Raw genomic sequence first — 18,306 nt, 5'->3', positions numbered from 1 at the left:
GTTTTGATGCGATTTTTAAAAATCTTTAGGTATTTTAGCATGCTAATGGTTAAAAAAGGTGGTTATGAATGGTTTTTGCGCTAGACTACGAGCCATAACTCATTTAATGAAAGATTAAAAATGAAAATAGCGGTATTACTCAGTGGGGGGGTGGATAGCTCTTATAGCGCTTATAGCTTAAAAGAGCAAGGGCATGAATTAGTGGGGATTTATTTAAAACTCCATGCGAGTGAAAAAAAGCATGATTTATACATTAAAAACGCTCAAAAAGCATGCGAGTTTTTAGGCATTCCTTTAGAGGTGTTGGATTTTCAAAAGGATTTTAAAAGCGCGGTTTATGATGAATTTATCAGTGCTTATGAAGAAGGGCAAACCCCTAACCCATGCGCGTTGTGCAACCCTTTAATGAAATTTGGATTAGCTTTAGATCACGCTTTAAAATTAGGGTGTGAAAAGATCGCTACCGGGCATTATGCGAGGGTCAAAGAAATTGACAAGGTAAGTTATATTCAAGAGGCTTTGGATAAAACTAAAGATCAGAGCTATTTTTTATACGCTTTAGAGCATGAAGTTATCGCTAAATTGGTGTTCCCTTTAGGGGATTTGCTAAAAAAGGATATTAAGCCTTTAGCCTTGAATGCGATGCCTTTTTTAGGCACTTTAGAGACTTATAAGGAATCTCAAGAAATTTGCTTTGTGGAAAAAAGCTACATTGACACTTTAAAAAAGCATGTTGAAGTGGAAAAAGAGGGCGTGGTGAAGAACCTGCAAGGCGAAGTCATTGGCACGCATAAGGGCTATATGCAATACACGATTGGCAAACGCAAAGGCTTTAGTGTTAAAGGCGCGTTAGAGCCGCATTTTGTGGTGGGGATTGACGCTAAAAAGAACGAGTTAATTGTGGGCAAAAAAGAAGATCTCGCCACGCATTCGCTTAAGGCTAAAAACAAATCTTTAATGAAAGATTTTAAAGATGGCGAATATTTCATCAAAGCTCGTTACAGGAGCGTGCCTGTTAAAGCGTTTGTCAGCCTCAAAGATGGAATGATTGGAGTGGAATTTAAAGAGTCTTTTTATGGCGTGGCTAAAGGGCAAGCCTTAGTCGTTTATAAAGATGACATCTTGCTTGGCGGGGGCGTGATTGTTTAAAAATTAAAAAACTAAGAGATACGCCTTTTGGCAGTCTCTTAATGCTTTATTGAATAGGCGTTATTGTTGTTGCTTTCTAAATTGTGGCAATCTAGTGGTCAAATAATCAATATGCTCTTCTAGATCTTCTCTAATAGGATTTCCCATAGGATCAAGAGTGAAAATGATGCCTTCAACTCGAGCAAGTTTTGCAGCAGGGACAAAATCGCTATCACCAGAAATTAAAACGATTTTTTGCACTAATTTTTTCAACGCTAAAGTGGCTATATCAAGCCCTATCTTTATATCAACGCCCTTTTGTTTTGCGTGATAGATAAAATCATCATTTTGAAATTCCTCTATACTTATTTTCCTGTTAAAAAGTTTCTTTTCTTTTTCTTGATCACGAATGACCCATTTGGCATTTTTCTCGTCAAGATACCCCAACCTTAACGCTAAACAAGGCTTAGAGATTAAGTGTTTGTGTAACTCTTTCCTTTCTTTATAGGTTGAGCTTTTGGATAGATCTAGAGCTTTTTGAGTGTGTGGATAATGAACCCTTTTCTCTAATGGCTTGCAATCGTAAAAAAATATGCGGTATAGTTCCTCATTCTTTTTATTGATATGCCTTAGGCAATGAGTATGAATATTGTCTGCTAATTTTTTTGGGTTAAGATCTTCATACTTGTCACCAAACTGCTTCTTAAGATGAGATTTGTAGCGTCTTATAAAAAAGTCTCCATCTACAAGTATAGCTACTTTTTTTGACATTCTAAAATCCTAATGAGATATAAAAGCCCGCCCCTTTCAACCCTTTCAATATTGGGCGACAAGAAACGGATAAAAAATATCTAGGGTTCGCACTTGTATTCTATAGGTTCACAAGGGTCGTGGGATCTCTTAATAAAAGAGATCCTTCCTAGAAGTTATGCTCTTATTTTACTATAATTGTTTTTGCTTGTCAAATATTGTCCTACTCTTGCTTAAAATTTTTAAAGCTAGGGAATCCATGCGGATCTAAGCGGATATTTTTAATAAGGGCTTTCCCATCGCTCAAACCACCGCTCACATTGAAGGGCTTTTTAGTCTGTTGTTGGGCTAAAAGGGCTAAAACTTTGGCGTTTAACGCCATGGTTTCATTCAAAAACGCCATTTGCTCACTCAATTCGCTTAAAAATTCTATATTCAAGGTTTTTAGCGTATGCTCGTAATTGGCTAAGATTAGAGCATGCTTTTCTTTATTATTTTTAGCGTTTTTTAGTTCTTTATCTCGCTTTATCAGGGCGTTTTGGTAGCGTTGGCGCAATTCTTTAGCGCATGATTTTAGATTTTCTTTATCGCATAAAAAATGCGTTTTTAAAGTTTCCAGGCGCTTTTCTAAGGGTAAAAAGGTTTTTAGAGCGTCTTCTTTAGCTTGGATTTGGCTTTGAAGCTTGTTTTTAAATTTTTTCAAACGCATGGCTTTATAGGCTTGAAAATCATGGTTTATGAGGGCGTTGTATTCTAGGGTTTTGTTATGGGATTGTTGGTTATGGGCTTGGTTTTCTAAAACTTGATCGCACAAGGCGTTTAAAGCGCTCATCAAATCCAATCGTGAGAGCAAATGGGCGAGTTTAGGCTCTTTGAGCAAGAAAAGGGCGTTGTTTTGCTCTTGGACTTCTAAAGCGTTTGAAGCCTCTTCTAAACTCTTAACGCCGCTCAAATAAGGGCAATGCTCTTGTAAAAAAAGCGTTTGGGATTCTTCTATCAAGCGTTCTTGTTCCATGCCCTTTTTTATGTGTTTTTCTAAAGCTTGTAATTTTTCTAATTCCAAAGCGCTTTGTTTCAATAGCGCATCAGTGTCCATAAGGCGGATCTGGCTGGCGTTAAAAAAACGCCTCTGGCTATTTAGGGTGCTGTTAGCCTTTTTGATTTCTTTGAGTTGATCCTGGTTGTTGGAAAGCACGCTTTGATAGATTCTTAAACTTTCATTGAGTTTATAAAGCATGTCAGAAAGCTGTTCGTTAGAGCGCGAGAGCTTGGCGTTAGTTTGAGAATCAAAAGTCATCATTATCTGTGCGTTTGAAAAGGTTAGAAAGAATAAGAAAAAGCAAAAAAATCTCATGGGGTTATCTTTATTACTATAGTTTCATCGTGTTATTTTATCTAAGTTTTGGCATGCATAAAAACACGCAAAATTATCGCTTTTAAGATAAAATAAGCGTTTTGATGCCATTTTTGGAGCGATCGTGGAATTGAGTTATTATGAAATTTTGGAAGTGGAAAAACACAGCAACCAAGAGACCATTAAAAAGTCTTACAGAAAGCTGGCTTTAAAATACCACCCAGACAGAAACGCCGGCGATAAAGAAGCCGAAGAAAAGTTCAAGCTCATCAATGAAGCCTATGGGGTGTTAAGCGATGAAAAGAAACGGGCCTTATACGACAGGTATGGTAAAAAAGGCTTAAACCAAGCCGGCGCGAGTCAGGGCGATTTTTCTGATTTTTTTGAAGATTTAGGCTCGTTTTTTGAGGACGCTTTTGGGTTTGGCGCTAGGGGGAGTAAAAGGCAAAAAAGCTCTATCGCACCGGATTATTTGCAAACCATTGAATTGAGTTTTAAAGAAGCGGTTTTTGGCTGTAAAAAAACCATTAAAGTCCAATACCAGAGCGTCTGTGAAAGTTGCGATGGCACGGGTGCCAAAGATAAAGTTTTAGAGACTTGCAAGCAGTGTAATGGGCAGGGGCAGGTGTTTATGCGTCAAGGTTTTATGAGTTTTGCGCAAACTTGTGGGGCGTGTCAAGGTAAGGGCAAGATCATTAAAACCCCATGCCAAGCGTGCAAGGGTAAAACCTACATTCTTAAAGATGAAGAAATTGATGCGATAATCCCTGAGGGCATTGATGATCAAAACCGCATGGTGCTTAAAAATAAAGGCAATGAATACGAGAAGGGAAAAAGAGGGGATTTGTATTTAGAAGCGCGAGTCAAAGAAGATGAGCATTTCAAGCGCGAAGGCTGCGATTTATTCATTGAAGCGCCGGTGTTTTTCACCACTATCGTTTTAGGGCATACGATTAAAGTGCCGTCTTTAAAAGGGGACGAACTGGAATTAAAAATCCCTATAAACGCCAGAGACAGGCAGACTTTTGTGTTTAGAAACGAGGGCGTGAAACACCCTGAAAGCTCTTATAGAGGGAGTTTGATCGTGGAATTGCAGGTGATTTACCCTAAAAGTTTGGATAAAGAACAGCAAGGGTTATTGGAAAAATTGCATGCGAGTTTTGGCTATGAGGGTGAACCGCATAAAAGCGTTTTAGAAACCTGTATTTCTAAGATTAAAGACTGGTTCAAATAAAAGGTTGTTGATGCATGATTTTCTAAAAGCCTTCAAAGACGCTTTCCCTCATACCATTTCTATCTTTTTAGGGTATTTGCTTATGGGAATGACTTTTGGAATGCTTTTAGTCCAGCATGGCTATGATTATAAAGTAGCCCTGTTCATGTCGTTATTCATCTACGCTGGGGTGGTGCAGTTTGTAGCGATCACGCTTTTAAGCGCGCAAGCGAGTTTGATGAATGTCGTTATTGTGAGCTTGTTAGTGAATGCGAGACAGACTTGTTACGCGCTTTCTATGCTAGATCGATTTAAAAACACCCAATGGCGTTTGCCCTATTTAGCGCATGCGCTCACAGATGAAACCTTTGCCATATTGAATTTATACGCTCCTAAAGAGGGGGTTAGTGAAAAAGACTTTATTTTTAGCATTTCCTTACTCAACCATTCTTATTGGATTTTTGGTTCGTTGGTGGGTTCGTTGATGGGTTCGCATTTTTCTTTTGACACTCAAGGCATGGAATTTGTGATGACGGCGATTTTTATCGTGCTGTTTATGGAGCAATACAAACGAAACACAAACCACAAAAACGCATGGCTTGGGATTTTTATTGCGGTTGTTTGTTTAGCGCTCTTTGGGACTGAATACTTTTTGCTCATCGCTTTAGTTTTAATGGTGCTCGCTCTTATTTTGTTTAGAAAGCGGTTAGAATGTTGATGCATTCTATACTCATTATTTTAGTCATCATATTAACGACTTATTTCACGCGCATTTGGCCTTTTATGGTGTTTAACGCTAAAAACCCGCCTAACGACTTTGTGCGTTATTTGGGTAGGGCTTTATCATGCTCAGTGATAGGCATGCTCGTGGTCTATTGTTTTAAAGACATTCACATTTTAAAACCCCCTTATGGGATCAATGAAATCACCGCTTTTTTATCCGTTATCCTTTTGCACCGCATTTTTAAGGTGTTTGTTTTAAGCATCACGCTCCCTACCATTCTTTATATGGTTTTAGTCCAAAGCCATGCGTTAGAAAAGGCTTTTTTTAATCCCTAAAATCATGTTTGATTGCTTTTAATTCCCGCATTTTTGATCACAAAATACGCCGTAGGGATAATAAAAAGCGTTAAAACAACGCTGCTTATCATGCCCCCTAGCATGGGCGCGGCGATGGATTTCATGATTTCACTTCCTGTGCCATGGCTATACATGATCGGAATGAGTGAAGCTAAAATGCTAAAAAAGGTCATCAGCTTGGGCCTTACCCTAAGCACCGCCCCATGCATGATAGCCTCTTTTAAAGCGGCGCTGTTTTGCTCTTTTAAAGGGGTTTTGATGAATTTTTGAAACGCGTCTTCTAAATAAATAATCATCACAATAGCCGTTTCGCTCGCTACCCCTAAAAGGGCTAAAAAGCCCACTAATGCCGCCACGCTCATGTTAAAGCCCATGAGATTCATAAAAATCAACCCCCCCAAAAACGCAAAAGGCAGAGTGAAAAAGCATAGTAAGGAATTGGTGAGATTCTTTAAAGCAAAGACAATTAAAATAAAAATGATAAAAACGCTCACCGGCACGATGTATTGTAAGGTTTTAAACGCTTCTTCTAAATACTGACTCTCACCGCTAAATTCATAATAATACCCGTTAGGCAATTTGATTTTTTCTAGCGCTTTTTGAGCCAGTTGCCTGTAGGTGTCAGAGCTGATATTGGCTTGCGGCACAATATAAATAAAATTCACATTCAAGCCCTTTTCGCTCTTTAACACCGCCGGCGAGTTGTCGTAATAGACATGGGCTAACTCCCTTAAGGGCATGTAATTGTAAGCGGTTTTGATGTAGAGGTTTTGTAATTTTTCAATGGTGTTTCTTTCTGTGTCTTCTAAGCGTAAAGAAATGGGGTAGTTTTCTACGCCCTTAATCATGGTAGTGAGCGTGGCTCCGCCCAAAGCGAATTTAATCGTGTCTAACACGGCGTTTTTATTGATGCCATAACGAGCCAGATTTTCATCGTTCAAATCCAGCGTGATGTAGTAGCCATTATTGGATCGCTCAGCAAAAACGGACAAACTCTCTTTTAGGGTTTTGAGCTGTTGTTCCATAAGGATCGCTAATTCTTGTAATTTATCCGTGTCATTACCATAGAGCTTGATGCCTAGGGGTGTTCTAATGCCGGTTAAGAGCATGTCCGTTCTGCCACGAATGGGGTAAGTCCATGAATTAGTCAAGCCTTTTAATTGCAGGGTTTTTTCCAATTTGTCCCTAACTTCTTTATAACTGAGCTTTTCTTTCCATTCGTTTTGTGGCTTTAATTCAATGTAGGTTTCTATCATGCTCAAGCCGGCAGCATCGGTGCTGGTGTTAGCGCGCCCCACCTTGCCAAAAACTTGTTTGACAAAATCCAATCGCTTGATAGCGCTATTACTTTTTTTCAAATATTCTAAAGCGGTGTCAATGCCCACGCCATTAATGGTTACAGGCATATACATCACTACCCCTTCATTGATTTGGGGGATAAATTCCCAGTTGAGTTTTTGATACGCTATATACAAACCCCCTAAGCCCACAATGCTCGCTATTAAAAAAGCGTATCTGAACTTAAGCACAACCTTCAAGCTTGCGCCATAAATTTTCATGAAAAAAGCGTTAATCGGGTTTTTAGACTCTTCTAAAATCCGCCCTTTAATGAGCCACACCATTAAAATAGGGACCATGGTGATAGAAAGCAACGCTCCTACTAGCATGGCAAAGGTTTTGGTGTAAGCTAAAGGGGCAAAAAGCTTTTCTTCTTGACCGGTGAGCGCGAAAATGGGCAAGAAAGAAACCACGATGATCATTAAAGCAAAAAATATCGCGCCTCCCACATGCTTAACCCCTTGCATGATGGCATTAACCCTTTGAATATCATCTTTCGTATCAATGTGTTGCAGATGCTTATGAGCGTTCTCCACCATCACAATCGCCGCATCCACCATCGCCCCTATAGCGATCGCAATGCCTCCTAAACTCATGATACTCGCTTCAATATTGAAATAACGCATGAGCAAGAAACTAATACACACGCTTAAAGGCAGAGTGATAATGACCACTAAAGCGCTCCTGAAATGCAGTAAAAAAATCGCAATAATGACTAGCACAATCGCACTTTCTTCTATGAGCGTGTGGATTAAATTGTCAATGCCTTTTTCAATCAATTCGCTCCTGTCATACACGCTGGTGATTTTCACATCAGGGTTACTCGCTTGTAGGGTGGCGATTTTTTCTTTAATGGCTTTAAGCACCTTGTAAGTGTCAGCGTGATAGCGCACCATGACAATCCCGCCTACCACTTCCTTATCGCCATTGAGATTAGCCGCTCCTCTGCGCGGTTTTGGCACTAGCCTAACGCTGGCTATATCTTTGATTTTTAAAGGGATAGCCCCTTCTTTTTTAACCACAATTTCTTCTAAATCCTTCAAAGATTGGATATAGCCATGCGATCTTATGATTTTTTCAAACCCGTTTTCTAAAATAACCCCCCCACCGGTATCGTTATTGGAATTTTTAATCGCGTTAGCGACTTGCTCCAAACTCAAGTTATAGCGGATCAGAGAATCGTTTTGAAGCGTTACTTCATAATCCTTCACAAAGCCCCCCACGCTTGCGACCTCACTCACCCCATCAACCCCTAAAAGCGCGTAGCGGTAATAAAAATCCTGCAAGACTTTCAAATCGCTTAAATTCTTGCTGCCGCTAGATAAAGCGTATTGATACGCCCAGCCAATAGAAGTAGAATCGCTCCCTATTTCCACTTTAGCGTCCTTGGGCAAATTGCTCACTCGGTTTAATTGCTCTAAAACCCTATCCCTAGCCCAATACAGATTGACGCCGTCTTTAAAAATGATGTAAATCAAACCGCTTTCATAGCTAGAAATCCCCCTAACCGTGTCAATGTTAGCGATACTCATGAAAGTAGAAACTAACGGGTAAGTAACCTGCTCTTGCACGATTTTAGGGCTTTGATTGGGGTAAGTGATTTGCACGACCACTTGAGCGGGGCTTAAATCCGGCAAAGCGTCTAAACGAACGCTTTTTACCGCCCACAAAGAGGCTAAAAAAATGAGTAGAGTGATTAAAGTGGTAAGGAGTTTGTTTTTAACGCTTAAATCAATGATTTTTTCTATCATTCAATAATCCCCATTGTTTTGAGCGTCAGCGTCTAGCACGAATAAAGCGTTATTAGCGACTTCTTCACCCGCTTCTAAACCCTCTAAAATTTCATAGCTCCCATCGCTCAAGCGGACGGCTTTAATTTCTAACGGGCTTAAGCCAAAATCATCTTTTTTAAACACGATAGCTTTCCCCCCCTTAATCAAAACCGCTTCTTTAGGTAAAATCTTCATTTTTTGGGGTTTGTGAAAGATTTCTACTTGAGCGAACATGTTAGGGTAATAAAGCAATTTAAGATTAGGCACATTGAAGCGCGCTTCTAGCATTTTATCTTGCGCATTTATGATAGGGTTGATGTTTTCAAGCGTGATTTCTTGCTTGCCCTTAATCCCTTCTACGAACAAAATCGCTTGATGCGTGTTTTTTAAAAACTCTAAATCCTCTTGATTGACTTTAACAAGCGCCCACAATTGGCTTAAATCTATGATTTGAAACAACTCTTGCCCTTTTTTAATGAAACTCCCCTCATTGAGATCTGGGCTTTTTTTAAAAATAACGCCACTGAAACGAGAGTAAATAGTCATTTCATTTTGGACTTTATGGCTGCTAATGATTTTTTCAATGCTGGAGTTTTCTAACCCTAATAGTTTTAATTTTTCTTTAATCGCTCCCACTTGTTGGTTGAATTTCAATGATGATAGCAACTCGCTTTGAACGCTTGCTAATTCAGGGGAATACACGCTCAATAGTCTATCGCCCTTTTTAATGGGGGTATAGGTTTTATTCGCATAAAGCTTTTCCACATAGCCATCAAAACGCAGGGTTTGAGAAAAAATCAGTGCTTCATTGGGTTGTAAAAGCGCGTAATAGCGCCGGCTTTGAGAAAATTCTTTTTCTATGACCTTAGTGGTGGAAATGTTAAAACGGGTTTGGCTTTTAATTTCCTTAGTTTCTTTAGTTTCTTTAGTTTCTTTAGTTTCTTTAGTTTCTTGAGCGTTAGCCAATAAGGGGCTAAAAAATAGGGCTAACAATAAAAGCCGTTTCATTCTAATCCTTTGAGGTTTTGTAAGGACAAATAAGCGCTATTTAAAGCGCTTAAGGTTTCAAGCTGGGTGATTTGAATGGTGATTTTGTCATTAAAAGCGTTGTAATAAGCGTTGTAATCGCCATTAGATTTCAAATCCAACGCATAAATTTGCGCGATTTTTTCATTCTGTTTGATGATTTTATTGATCGATTCTAGGTTTTTTTGCAAGGTTTCTAATTTTTTAAGGAGTTTTAGGGCCAGGTGGTGGGTTTTGTTTTTGGTGTTTTCCACTTCGCTTTTAAACACTAAGCTTTCTTTTTTCTTTTGCTCCACTAATTTGGCTTGCTTGCCATAAAGGGGTAAGGGGATAGACAAAGCGACGCTAAACATATCGTAGTTATAGTATTGTTTGGAGCGGAAATAATACACCCCGGTAACATTCACATCTTCTAAAAAGCTTTTTTTAGCCAAAGTGATGTCTTTTTGCGATTTTTCTTCATCAAGCCTGGCGATCGCAATATCATAATTAGTAGCGCTAATGTTATACAGCTCTTGCTCCTTATTGAATTCAAAATTTTTAGGGGCAATGCTTAAAAGCTCGTTTTCTTTAAAAGTCAATTCACCCATGGAATAATGGCTGCTAGAGAGCGCTTCTTCTAAATTGTTTTTTTTGATTTCTAATTGCGATTTTAAAATTTCTAGCTTAGAGATCGCTATTAAATTGGGCGAACTGGAATGGTTGGCTTGATAAAGGGTGTTTTCTAAATTTTTAATCGCTGTGTTTAAAAGCTCTATTTCTTGTTGGTTTTTATAATTTTCAATGCCGTTTATCATTAAATTAATCACCAATTGCTGCTTGGTTTTTTTAAGCTCTAATATCTTTTTTTGCTTTTCTAGATGGATCATTTGAGATTGCGTGAGTTTTTTACCATTTAAATCCACTTTTTGAGACAAACCCAAGCTCATGTTTTGCATTAAGGTGCTATCCAGCCTGAAAAAATCGCTCACGTTAGCGTTGTTATAGCCTAAATACAAAATAGGGTTATCCCATTTGCTAACGACTTTTTCTTGAGAATTTAAAGCGTCAATTTGCTCTTGTAAGGCTTGTATTTTTTGATTTTTAGAAAGGTATTTAGCTACAAAAGATTGGATCTCTAAATCTTTAGCCAAACCCAAACTAAAAAGCAGTAACAAGGCTGTTAAAAGGCGTATTGAAACGCCCCTTTTATCAAACGCGCTTATAAAAGATAGCATGCGCTTATAAATCCAGGCTTGTTTTAGCGCGATAAACCTGGCCCTCTTTAGATTTAATATCCACCCTAACCTGCCATGTCCCGTTCATAGAAAGATTGGTTTTAGCTTCATAAAGGCCGTTTTTTTCACTCACTTGCGCCATTTCTTTCATCATTGGCATGCCAGGCATTTCAGGCATCATAAACTGCACCCTAACGATAGCTTTTTCTAAAGCCTTACCTTTTAAAGTGGGGCTGAGTATGAAAGTGTTATCGCCTTTAATGGGGTTACCCACGGATTTGATTTTCACTTCCAAGTCGTTTGCTTTTAGGGTTTGCTCCCATGCGTTCAAACTCATAACCCCCAACGCGCTTATTAAAAATAAAGCGGCTAACTTTTTCATCGTTTTGACCTTTAAATTAAGATAACAAGAAAATTCTTGTTGCGAACGAATGATAACCCTCTTTTGTGTAAAAATTGTGGAAATGGTTTTTAAAAAAATTAGGGTTTTTAAGTAGAAGGTATAAGAGTTTATGCTATTTTTTTAAGGTTTTAAAATCAAATTTCAAAGGATTAGCATGCAATTTAGAATTGAACATGACACGATGGGCGAAATTCAAGTGGATGATAGCCAATACTGGGGGGCTCAAACGCAACGCAGTCTTGAAAACTTTAAAATCGGCACCGAAAAAATGCCTAAAGAACTCATTGGTGCGTTTGCTAAACTCAAAAGGAGTCTGGCGGTTGTCAACCACAAATTAGGGAAATTAAGCCCAGAAAAATCACAAGCCATTATCAAGGCGTGCGATTGCATTTTAAAAGGCGAGCTGTGCGGCGAATTCCCATTAGCGGTATGGCAAACAGGGAGCGGGACTCAAACGAATATGAATCTCAATGAAGTCATCGCCAATAAGGCTACCGAAATTTTAGGGGGTAATTTTAGGGAGAAAAAACTCATCCACCCTAACGATGACGTGAACATGTCTCAAAGCTCCAACGACACTTTCCCTACCGCAATGCATATTGTGAGCGCGCTAGAAATCACGCACAAGTTACTGCCCAGTTTAGAGAATCTGTTAAAAACCTTTAAAGACAAAAGCCAACAATTTAAAGAGATTGTCAAAATCGGGCGCACGCATTTACAAGACGCTACGCCTTTAACTTTGGGGCAAGAATTTAGCGGGTATGCGAGCATGCTAGAGCATTCTAAACAACAAATTTTAGAGAGTTTGGAGCATTTAAGAGAATTAGCCATAGGCGGGACGGCCGTAGGCACAGGTCTAAACGCTCATAAAGAATTGAGTGAAAAAGTGGCTGAAGAATTGAGCCAGTTTAGCGGGGTGAAATTCATTTCTGCACCCAATAAATTCCACGCGCTCACTAGCCATGACGCTATCGCTTATGCGCATGGGGCTTTTAAGGCTTTAGCGGCGAATTTAATGAAAATCGCTAACGATATTAGATGGCTTGCGAGCGGGCCGCGCTGTGGTTTGGGCGAGCTTAATATCCCTGAAAACGAGCCGGGCAGTTCCATTATGCCCGGTAAAGTCAATCCCACGCAATGCGAAGCGATGACCATGGTAGCCGTGCAGGTGATGGGGAATGATACCGCTATTGGCATTGCGGCCAGTCAGGGTAATTTTGAACTGAATGTGTTTAAACCGGTGATTATTTATAATTTCTTGCAAAGTTTGAGGCTGTTGAGCGATGGCATGGAAAGTTTTAACATCCATTGCGCAAGCGGTATTGAGCCTAATAGAGAAAAAATTGATTATTATTTGCACCATTCTTTAATGCTAGTAACCGCCCTAAACCCGCATGTAGGCTATGAAAACGCCGCTAAAATCGCTAAAAACGCCCACAAAAAAGGCATTTCTTTAAAAGAAAGCGCGGTGGAATTGAAACTCTTGAACGCTGAAGATTTTGACAAATTCGTGGTGCCTGAAAAGATGATCGGGCCTAAGGCTTGAAAGTCTTAGGCGTGCGAGATGAAACCTGAAAAAGCCACTCATTTGGTTGGGTATCAATGATTTTAGGCATTGATGAAGCGGGGAGGGGGTGTTTGGCCGGTTCGCTTTTTGTGGCGGGGGTGGTGTGCGATAACCAAACAGCGTTAGAATTTTTGAGCATGGGCTTAAAAGACAGCAAGAAGCTCAGCAAAAAAAAGCGCTTTTTCTTAGAAGAAAAAATCAAATCGCATGATGAGGTGAAGTTTTTCGTGGTTAAAAAAAGCGCGAATGAAATTGATCATTTGGGCTTGGGGGCGTGTTTGAAACTCGCTATTCAAGAAATTTTAGAAAATGGTCGCTCTTTGGCTAAAGAAATTAAGATAGACGGCAACACGGCGTTTGGCTTGGATAAACGCTACCCCAATATACAAACCATCATCAAGGGCGATGAAAAGATCGCTCAAATCGCTATGGCGTCTGTTTTAGCGAAAGCCTTTAAGGACAGAGAAATGCTAAAATTGCACGCTTTGTTTAAGGGATACGGCTGGGATAAGAATTGCGGGTATGGGACTAAACAGCATATAGAAGCGATGATTAAGCTAGGGGCTACGCCTTTTCATCGGCATAGCTTCACGCTTAAAAACCGCAACCTAAACCCCAAACTTTTAGAGGTGGAACAACGCCTTATTTAAAAGGGCGCTGAGATGGGTAGCGCTCGTTAAAGAAAGGTCGATGCGTTTGGCTTTAAAGTAAGCGATTAAGTCTTCAGGCTGAATGAAAGGGAATTGCACCATGACATACACACGATGGTTGGTGGTATCCACGAACCTTTTAGCCAAAATGGATTTAGACACTAAGAAATCAACCAACCCGAATAAATGGCTGATAGCGTTATTTTTAATTTGGAGCGCTTTAACAATACGATGGCGCATTTTAGTGATTAAAACGCTTTCTAAAGTGCTGTAAGCGTTCATTCTGGCCCTTAAAAGAGCGATTTCTTCAGCGTTTTTTTCAGGGGGCAATTTGTCATCATAGGGGATGTAATTGGCGTAAAAATCGTTCCTTTTACCAGAAATTGAAGCCGATCCGACATATTGATTGGGCGGGTTCTTTTGGTCAAAAAGATTGATTTTAAGCCAACTAGGATAGTCAATCGTGTCCTTTAAACTCTCAGCATGCGCTGTTTGAGCGAAGAGGCCTAGGGATAACAAGGCGCAGAAACTTAATTTTTTCAATGCATTCATTATAGCTTCCTTTCTATGAAAGAATATTAAAAACACCCTACGCTTTTGGGGTAAGGTAGCATTTCTCAAAAAGGCGAAATACTAGGATAGCTTATAGTGTGTTAGCTTAAGAAAAAATAAAAAATATGCAATAATCACTTAAAAATGTTAGTAATAATATTAAATACATAAATACATAAATACATAAATACATAAATACATAAATACATAATAACTATTATATCAAAATAGATTGAATATCCAAAGAAAAATCAATGAAATTGAGGTGTTTGTAGGGGGGATTATTGACTGAAATAGGGGCGTTGATAGAAACGACTGCAATGTTTAAAAACCCATGTTTATGGCACCATAAAAGCTGTTTTTCTAAAAAATGGGGCGTGGGGAAAGCGTGGGCGATGAGGGCGAGCTTGTTGGTAGAATTTTCGCGCAAGATAAAAATCCCGTTATCATGGGAGTAAAGCTCATGATTTGGGAATTGCTTGTAAAGCTCTAAAAAAACCATGTTTTCAAAAACGCTTAAAAGCGAGGGGCTAGGAGTTAGGCTATAAGGCAAGGCAAAATCGCACAGATACAATTTGGTTTTATGGTTTTCAAAACTAGGGGCTAAAAAAAGGATGCGCTGGTTTTCTAGCGCGTGTAAGAATTTATAAAGGGTGTCTTTAGAGATCTTAAGCTCTTTTTTGAGTTGCGTATAAAGATAAAAAGCACTCACAAACTTAGACTGATACGAGCAGATTTTAGCCATTAAGGGGGCGTAAACTTGAAAGATTAATTGAATATTTTCTTGTTTTTTTAGGATTTTTTCTTGCTCGTTTTCTGTAAAAAGCGAATCTAAAGCGTTGCCATCTCTTAAAAAGCGGTTAAACAGAGTGTTTTTAGGGGTGTTGGGCTTGAAAAAGTTAGTGTATTCTTTAAAACTCAACCCTAACGCATAGCATAAGCTAAAATTGGGTGCTGTTATGGGGCTTAAATAATTAGGGATAAGAATAATTTTGGGAAGTTTAGGCAGGCTAAAATCCAACCGCTCTATATTGTCTAAAATGAGCAAGTCCATTTTCTTTTCTAAATGCCATTTTAAAAGCCATGAGCTTAGAATGTTTTGGTTCAAACGCATGTCGTTGTAATTGATATACACAGGGTTTTTAAAACCCTTCGCTAGTTTGAGGGCAAAAGTGGTTTTACCGGATTTCATCGGCCCTAAAAGACAGATTTTATCGCTTGAGTTTAAAAGCGGGTTGTTTAAAACCGGCTCTTTAGGGGTTTCAAAAGGCCCAAAAGGGTGTAAGCAAGAAAGGGGCATGAACTTCCTTTCAAATGAGATTGGATTAAGATAAGCGTAGCGCATTTTTTTATATTTCCTTATAAAAAGGAAGTAAAAATCTCTAAAAATCCCTAAAAATAGCAAAAGTTATTGACTAAAGGGCGCATTTTGAGTAGTATTTCAGTTTTTATTTTATTGTTTTATTCTGTTTTGAGTAACGGATGAAACGAGTTCTTTTAGGAGAGTTTATGGAAAAAATCAGGTTGAAGCTCAAAGCTTATGACCATAGAGTGTTGGATCGTTCTGTTGTGGCTATCGTGGAAGCCGTAAAGCGCTCAGGTTCTGAAATTAGAGGGCCTATCCCTTTACCGACTAAGAATAAGCGTTACACCGTTTTACGATCCCCGCATGTCAATAAGGATTCAAGAGAGCAGTTTGAGATTAGGGTTTATAGCCGATTGATTGATATTATCTCGGCCACCCCAGAAACCGTGGATAGCTTGATGAAGTTGGATTTAGCTCCTGAAGTGGATGTAGAAGTAACCTCTATGGAAACGAAGTAGTCTTAACGCATTGAGATAATAAAATAAGGGTTAGATATGGAATTTTTAGTTCAAAAGATAGGCATGAGCCGCACCATTGACGCTAACAGCACGCCTGTAACCTTGCTTAAAGTCTTGCAAGCGAAAGTGTGCCAGCTAGAAAACGGGAAAGCTTTAGTGGCCTATGCGATGCATAAAAAATACAATAAGGCGATTGAAGGCCAGCAAAAGAAATACCAACTCAGTAAAGAGTTTAACCATTTCGCTACCTTAAAAGCTTCCCAACAACAAGAGTTGGGCGATTTGGATTTGAGCGCTTTAGAAACGCTTAAAAGGGTTAAAGCGAGCTTTAAAACGAAGGGGAGAGGCTTTGCGGGGGTGATGAAGCGTTGGAATTTCCAAGGCGGGCCTGCAGCGCATGGGAGCCGTTTCCACCGCCGTCCTGGTTCTATTGGTAACAGAGAATGGCCAGGAAGAGTGCAAAAGGGCAGGAAAATGGCAGGGCATTATGGCAATGAGCTAGTTACTTGCCAAAACGAGGTGCTCTCTTTTGATAAAGAAAGTATGGTGTTAGTGCTAAAGGGTTCAGTGGCCGGCTTTTCTGGGGCTTATGGACGCATTAGAGCGGTATAAAACCATACATTGAATATGATATAAAGGGTTTGATATGAGTAAGGCCATCGTTTTAGACAGCCATTTGAAAGAAAAGGGTAGCGTGGAGTTACCTAAAAGATATGAGGGTATCAACAGCCATAATCTCTATCTTTATGTGAAACATTATTTATCTTCTGTGCGCGCTAATACCGCTAAAAGTAAAAACCGTGCTGAAGTGAGCGGAGGCGGTAGGAAGCCTTGGGTGCAAAAAGGGGGCGGAAGAGCCAGAGCAGGGAGCATCACTTCGCCTGTGTTTGTGGGTGGGGGTGTCTCTCATGGGGCTACGAATAAGCGCAATTACAACCTTAAAATCAACAAAAAACAAAAACGCCTGGCTTTAGAATACGCTTTAGAAGAAAAAGCGCAAGCGGACAAGCTTTTTGTGGTGGAAAAAATCGCTATAAAAGGCGTGGTTGAAGACAACAAAAGAAAGCATTTGACTAAAGAAGCCAACCAAATGTTCCAGGCTTTAGAGCAACGAGACACTTTGTTTGTGTGCATGAACATGGACGAATACACCGAGTTAGCCTTTAGTAACCTTAAAAAATGCTTGATTATTGATGCGAGCGAGTTAAACGCTTATCTTTTGGCGGCGTTTAGCTCTGTGGTGATGGAAGAAGCAGCGTTTCAGCATGTGGTGCAAGATAAGACAGAGGAGTAAAAAATGGCAGACATCATGGATATAAAGTCAATTCTTTACACTGAAAAGTCATTAGGATTGCAAGAAAAAGGCGTTTTAGTGGTCCAAACGGCTCAAAATGTAACTAAAAACCAGCTCAAAGAAGTGTTTAAAACTTACTTTGGCTTTGAGCCTTTGAAAATCAATTCTTTGAAACAAGAGGGTAAGGTGAAACGCTTTAGAGGGAAGCTTGGACAAAGAAAGTCGTTTAAGAAATTTTATGTGAAAGTTCCAGAGGGCGCTAGCATTGCCGCCCTTGGCGCTTAAGAAAGGAGAAAGCGTTATGGCGATTAAAACTTATAAGCCCTACACCCCAAGCAGACGCTTCATGTCGGTGTTGGACTCTAAAGACATTACCGCAAAAAGCAGTGTCAAAGGCTTACTCACTAAGCTTAAAGCAACAGCAGGGAGAAACAATAACGGGCGCATCACCAGCCGCCACAAAGAGAGAGGGGCTAAAAAACTCTATCGCATTATTGATTTCAAACGCAACAAATACAATATTGAAGGGAAAGTGGCTGCGATTGAGTATGATCCTTACAGAAACGCACGCATCGCTCTTGTAGTCTATCCTGATGGGGACAAACGCTATATTTTACAGCCAAGCGGTTTGAAAGTGGGCGATAGCGTTATCGCTGCTGAAGGCGGTTTGGATATTAAAGTGGGCTTTGCGATGAAGTTAAAAAATATCCCTATAGGAACGGTGGTGCATAATATTGAAATGCATCCAGGGGCTGGCGGGCAATTAGCCAGAAGCGCTGGGATGAGCGCTCAAATCATGGGTAGGGAAAATAAATACACCATTATTAGGATGCCAAGCTCTGAAATGCGCTACATTTTAAGCGAATGCATGGCGAGTGTTGGCGTGGTAGGGAATGAGGATTTTATCAATGTCTCTATCGGTAAGGCAGGGCGTAACCGCCACAGAGGCATTCGCCCACAAACTCGTGGTAGTGCGATGAACCCAGTGGATCACCCGCATGGTGGGGGTGAGGGTAAAACAGGGACAAGCGGTCATCCTGTATCGCCTTGGGGCACTCCAGCTAAGGGCTATAAAACTAGAAAGAAAAAAGCTAGCGACAAGCTCATCATTTCCAGAAAGAAACATAAATAAAGGGTT

At 39.8% G+C, this 18,306-nt stretch carries 19 protein-coding genes; 11 read left to right on the top strand and 8 right to left on the bottom strand.

The genetic code is table 11. The features are described from left to right. The first annotated feature begins 120 nt into the window (after positions 1-120). The gene (mnmA, locus tag FIM44_RS05140; protein ID WP_140579304.1) at positions 121-1,149 is read left to right on the top strand and encodes a tRNA 2-thiouridine(34) synthase MnmA; all 1,029 of its coding nucleotides are present in this window, start codon (positions 121-123) and stop codon (positions 1,147-1,149) included. Between the two features lie 60 nt (positions 1,150-1,209). Here the strand turns inward: mnmA and FIM44_RS05135 are convergent, their stop codons facing one another. Together FIM44_RS05135 and FIM44_RS05130 are read right to left on the bottom strand one after the other, a co-directional pair. After that, complete coding sequence (locus FIM44_RS05135; RefSeq protein WP_140579303.1) at positions 1,210-1,899, bottom strand: NYN domain-containing protein; 690 nt, start codon at positions 1,897-1,899, stop codon at positions 1,210-1,212. Positions 1,900-2,101: 202 nt separating this feature from the next. Next, a complete protein-coding gene (locus FIM44_RS05130; protein ID WP_140579302.1) occupies positions 2,102-3,232 on the bottom strand; it encodes a synaptonemal complex protein 1 in 1,131 nt (376 codons plus the stop codon). A 124-nt stretch (positions 3,233-3,356) separates the two neighbouring features. Here FIM44_RS05130 and dnaJ point away from each other — a divergent pair, with 124 nt between their 5' ends. Genes dnaJ through FIM44_RS05115 form a run of 3 tightly spaced genes read left to right on the top strand, consistent with a single transcriptional unit; the run spans position 3,357 to position 5,504 of the window. Next, a complete protein-coding gene (gene dnaJ / locus FIM44_RS05125; protein WP_140579301.1) occupies positions 3,357-4,466 on the top strand; it encodes a molecular chaperone DnaJ in 1,110 nt (369 codons plus the stop codon). Positions 4,467-4,476: 10 nt separating this feature from the next. Further along, positions 4,477-5,163 (top strand): azaleucine resistance protein AzlC, encoded by a 687-nt coding sequence (gene azlC / locus FIM44_RS05120; protein ID WP_140579300.1) that lies wholly within the window; start codon positions 4,477-4,479, stop codon positions 5,161-5,163. Beyond that, complete coding sequence (locus tag FIM44_RS05115) at positions 5,157-5,504, top strand: branched-chain amino acid transport AzlD family protein (protein ID WP_140479738.1); 348 nt, start codon at positions 5,157-5,159, stop codon at positions 5,502-5,504. The genes azlC and FIM44_RS05115 overlap by 7 nt, the downstream gene beginning before the upstream one ends. Positions 5,505-5,506: 2 nt before the next feature. On the opposite strand, the gene FIM44_RS05110 is transcribed toward FIM44_RS05115, so the two are convergent. Genes FIM44_RS05110 through crdA form a run of 4 tightly spaced genes read right to left on the bottom strand, consistent with a single transcriptional unit; the run spans position 5,507 to position 11,260 of the window. Continuing rightward, the gene (locus FIM44_RS05110; RefSeq protein WP_140579299.1) at positions 5,507-8,614 is read right to left on the bottom strand and encodes an efflux RND transporter permease subunit; all 3,108 of its coding nucleotides are present in this window, start codon (positions 8,612-8,614) and stop codon (positions 5,507-5,509) included. Beyond that, positions 8,615-9,643 (bottom strand): efflux RND transporter periplasmic adaptor subunit, encoded by a 1,029-nt coding sequence (locus FIM44_RS05105; RefSeq protein ID WP_140579298.1) that lies wholly within the window; start codon positions 9,641-9,643, stop codon positions 8,615-8,617. Further along, positions 9,640-10,878: a copper resistance outer membrane protein CrdB gene (gene crdB / locus FIM44_RS05100; RefSeq protein WP_140579297.1), complete on the bottom strand. Its 1,239-nt coding sequence runs from the start codon at positions 10,876-10,878 to the stop codon at positions 9,640-9,642. Before crdB ends, FIM44_RS05105 begins: the two co-directional genes overlap by 4 nt. 4 nt (positions 10,879-10,882) lie before the next feature. Continuing rightward, positions 10,883-11,260: a copper resistance determinant CrdA gene (crdA, locus tag FIM44_RS05095; RefSeq protein ID WP_140579296.1), complete on the bottom strand. Its 378-nt coding sequence runs from the start codon at positions 11,258-11,260 to the stop codon at positions 10,883-10,885. A gap of 175 nt (positions 11,261-11,435) precedes the next feature. Here crdA and fumC point away from each other — a divergent pair, with 175 nt between their 5' ends. Together fumC and FIM44_RS05080 are read left to right on the top strand one after the other, a co-directional pair. After that, positions 11,436-12,827: a class II fumarate hydratase gene (gene fumC / locus FIM44_RS05085; RefSeq protein ID WP_140579295.1), complete on the top strand. Its 1,392-nt coding sequence runs from the start codon at positions 11,436-11,438 to the stop codon at positions 12,825-12,827. A 56-nt stretch (positions 12,828-12,883) separates the two neighbouring features. Then, entirely contained in the window at positions 12,884-13,498 is a 615-nt protein-coding gene (locus tag FIM44_RS05080) for a ribonuclease HII (protein WP_140579294.1), read from the top strand. Here FIM44_RS05080 and FIM44_RS05075 read toward each other — a convergent pair. Both FIM44_RS05075 and FIM44_RS05070 read right to left on the bottom strand, forming a co-directional pair. Then, a complete protein-coding gene (locus FIM44_RS05075; RefSeq protein WP_194148698.1) occupies positions 13,472-14,050 on the bottom strand; it encodes a hypothetical protein in 579 nt (192 codons plus the stop codon). The two genes, FIM44_RS05080 and FIM44_RS05075, sit on opposite strands and share 27 nt — an antisense overlap. 217 nt (positions 14,051-14,267) lie before the next feature. Further along, positions 14,268-15,395: an ATP-binding protein gene (locus FIM44_RS05070; protein WP_140579293.1), complete on the bottom strand. Its 1,128-nt coding sequence runs from the start codon at positions 15,393-15,395 to the stop codon at positions 14,268-14,270. A gap of 164 nt (positions 15,396-15,559) precedes the next feature. On the opposite strand from FIM44_RS05070, the gene rpsJ reads away from it, so the two are divergent. The 5 genes from rpsJ to rplB are packed head-to-tail and all read left to right on the top strand — an operon-like array spanning position 15,560 to position 18,300. Then, a complete protein-coding gene (gene rpsJ, locus FIM44_RS05065; RefSeq protein WP_000411561.1) occupies positions 15,560-15,874 on the top strand; it encodes a 30S ribosomal protein S10 in 315 nt (104 codons plus the stop codon). Positions 15,875-15,910: 36 nt separating this feature from the next. After that, positions 15,911-16,486: a 50S ribosomal protein L3 gene (gene rplC, locus FIM44_RS05060; RefSeq protein ID WP_000395332.1), complete on the top strand. Its 576-nt coding sequence runs from the start codon at positions 15,911-15,913 to the stop codon at positions 16,484-16,486. Between the two features lie 34 nt (positions 16,487-16,520). After that, entirely contained in the window at positions 16,521-17,168 is a 648-nt protein-coding gene (gene rplD / locus FIM44_RS05055) for a 50S ribosomal protein L4 (RefSeq protein ID WP_140579292.1), read from the top strand. 3 nt (positions 17,169-17,171) lie between these two features. Then, the gene (locus FIM44_RS05050) at positions 17,172-17,453 is read left to right on the top strand and encodes a 50S ribosomal protein L23 (RefSeq protein ID WP_000763613.1); all 282 of its coding nucleotides are present in this window, start codon (positions 17,172-17,174) and stop codon (positions 17,451-17,453) included. Between the two features lie 16 nt (positions 17,454-17,469). Next, on the top strand, positions 17,470-18,300 hold the full coding sequence (rplB, locus tag FIM44_RS05045; protein ID WP_000985807.1) for a 50S ribosomal protein L2: 831 nt from the start codon (positions 17,470-17,472) through the stop codon (positions 18,298-18,300). Positions 18,301-18,306 lie beyond the last annotated feature (6 nt).

Origin of the sequence: Helicobacter pylori, from assembly GCF_006440215.1 — a bacterium.
GTDB classification, from domain to species: Bacteria; Campylobacterota; Campylobacteria; order Campylobacterales; family Helicobacteraceae; genus Helicobacter; species Helicobacter pylori_CS.
The sequence above is the reverse complement of the archived record's forward strand: the minus strand, read 5'-3'. Positions and strand labels throughout refer to the sequence as shown.

Excerpts from the sequence above, each read along its gene's own strand:
- mnmA (WP_140579304.1), top strand. The coding sequence starts at position 121 with ATGAAAATAGCGGTATTACTCAGTGGGGGGGTGGATAGCTCTTATAGC.
- FIM44_RS05135 (WP_140579303.1), bottom strand. The coding sequence starts at position 1,899 with ATGTCAAAAAAAGTAGCTATACTTGTAGATGGAGACTTTTTTATAAGA.
- FIM44_RS05130 (WP_140579302.1), bottom strand. The coding sequence starts at position 3,232 with ATGAGATTTTTTTGCTTTTTCTTATTCTTTCTAACCTTTTCAAACGCA.
- azlC (WP_140579300.1), top strand. The coding sequence starts at position 4,477 with ATGCATGATTTTCTAAAAGCCTTCAAAGACGCTTTCCCTCATACCATT.
- FIM44_RS05115 (WP_140479738.1), top strand. The coding sequence starts at position 5,157 with ATGTTGATGCATTCTATACTCATTATTTTAGTCATCATATTAACGACT.
- FIM44_RS05110 (WP_140579299.1), bottom strand. The coding sequence starts at position 8,614 with ATGATAGAAAAAATCATTGATTTAAGCGTTAAAAACAAACTCCTTACC.
- FIM44_RS05105 (WP_140579298.1), bottom strand. The coding sequence starts at position 9,643 with ATGAAACGGCTTTTATTGTTAGCCCTATTTTTTAGCCCCTTATTGGCT.
- crdB (WP_140579297.1), bottom strand. The coding sequence starts at position 10,878 with ATGCTATCTTTTATAAGCGCGTTTGATAAAAGGGGCGTTTCAATACGC.
- crdA (WP_140579296.1), bottom strand. The coding sequence starts at position 11,260 with ATGAAAAAGTTAGCCGCTTTATTTTTAATAAGCGCGTTGGGGGTTATG.
- fumC (WP_140579295.1), top strand. The coding sequence starts at position 11,436 with ATGCAATTTAGAATTGAACATGACACGATGGGCGAAATTCAAGTGGAT.
- FIM44_RS05080 (WP_140579294.1), top strand. The coding sequence starts at position 12,884 with ATGATTTTAGGCATTGATGAAGCGGGGAGGGGGTGTTTGGCCGGTTCG.
- FIM44_RS05075 (WP_194148698.1), bottom strand. The coding sequence starts at position 14,050 with ATGAATGCATTGAAAAAATTAAGTTTCTGCGCCTTGTTATCCCTAGGC.
- FIM44_RS05070 (WP_140579293.1), bottom strand. The coding sequence starts at position 15,395 with ATGCGCTACGCTTATCTTAATCCAATCTCATTTGAAAGGAAGTTCATG.
- rpsJ (WP_000411561.1), top strand. The coding sequence starts at position 15,560 with ATGGAAAAAATCAGGTTGAAGCTCAAAGCTTATGACCATAGAGTGTTG.
- rplC (WP_000395332.1), top strand. The coding sequence starts at position 15,911 with ATGGAATTTTTAGTTCAAAAGATAGGCATGAGCCGCACCATTGACGCT.
- rplD (WP_140579292.1), top strand. The coding sequence starts at position 16,521 with ATGAGTAAGGCCATCGTTTTAGACAGCCATTTGAAAGAAAAGGGTAGC.
- FIM44_RS05050 (WP_000763613.1), top strand. The coding sequence starts at position 17,172 with ATGGCAGACATCATGGATATAAAGTCAATTCTTTACACTGAAAAGTCA.
- rplB (WP_000985807.1), top strand. The coding sequence starts at position 17,470 with ATGGCGATTAAAACTTATAAGCCCTACACCCCAAGCAGACGCTTCATG.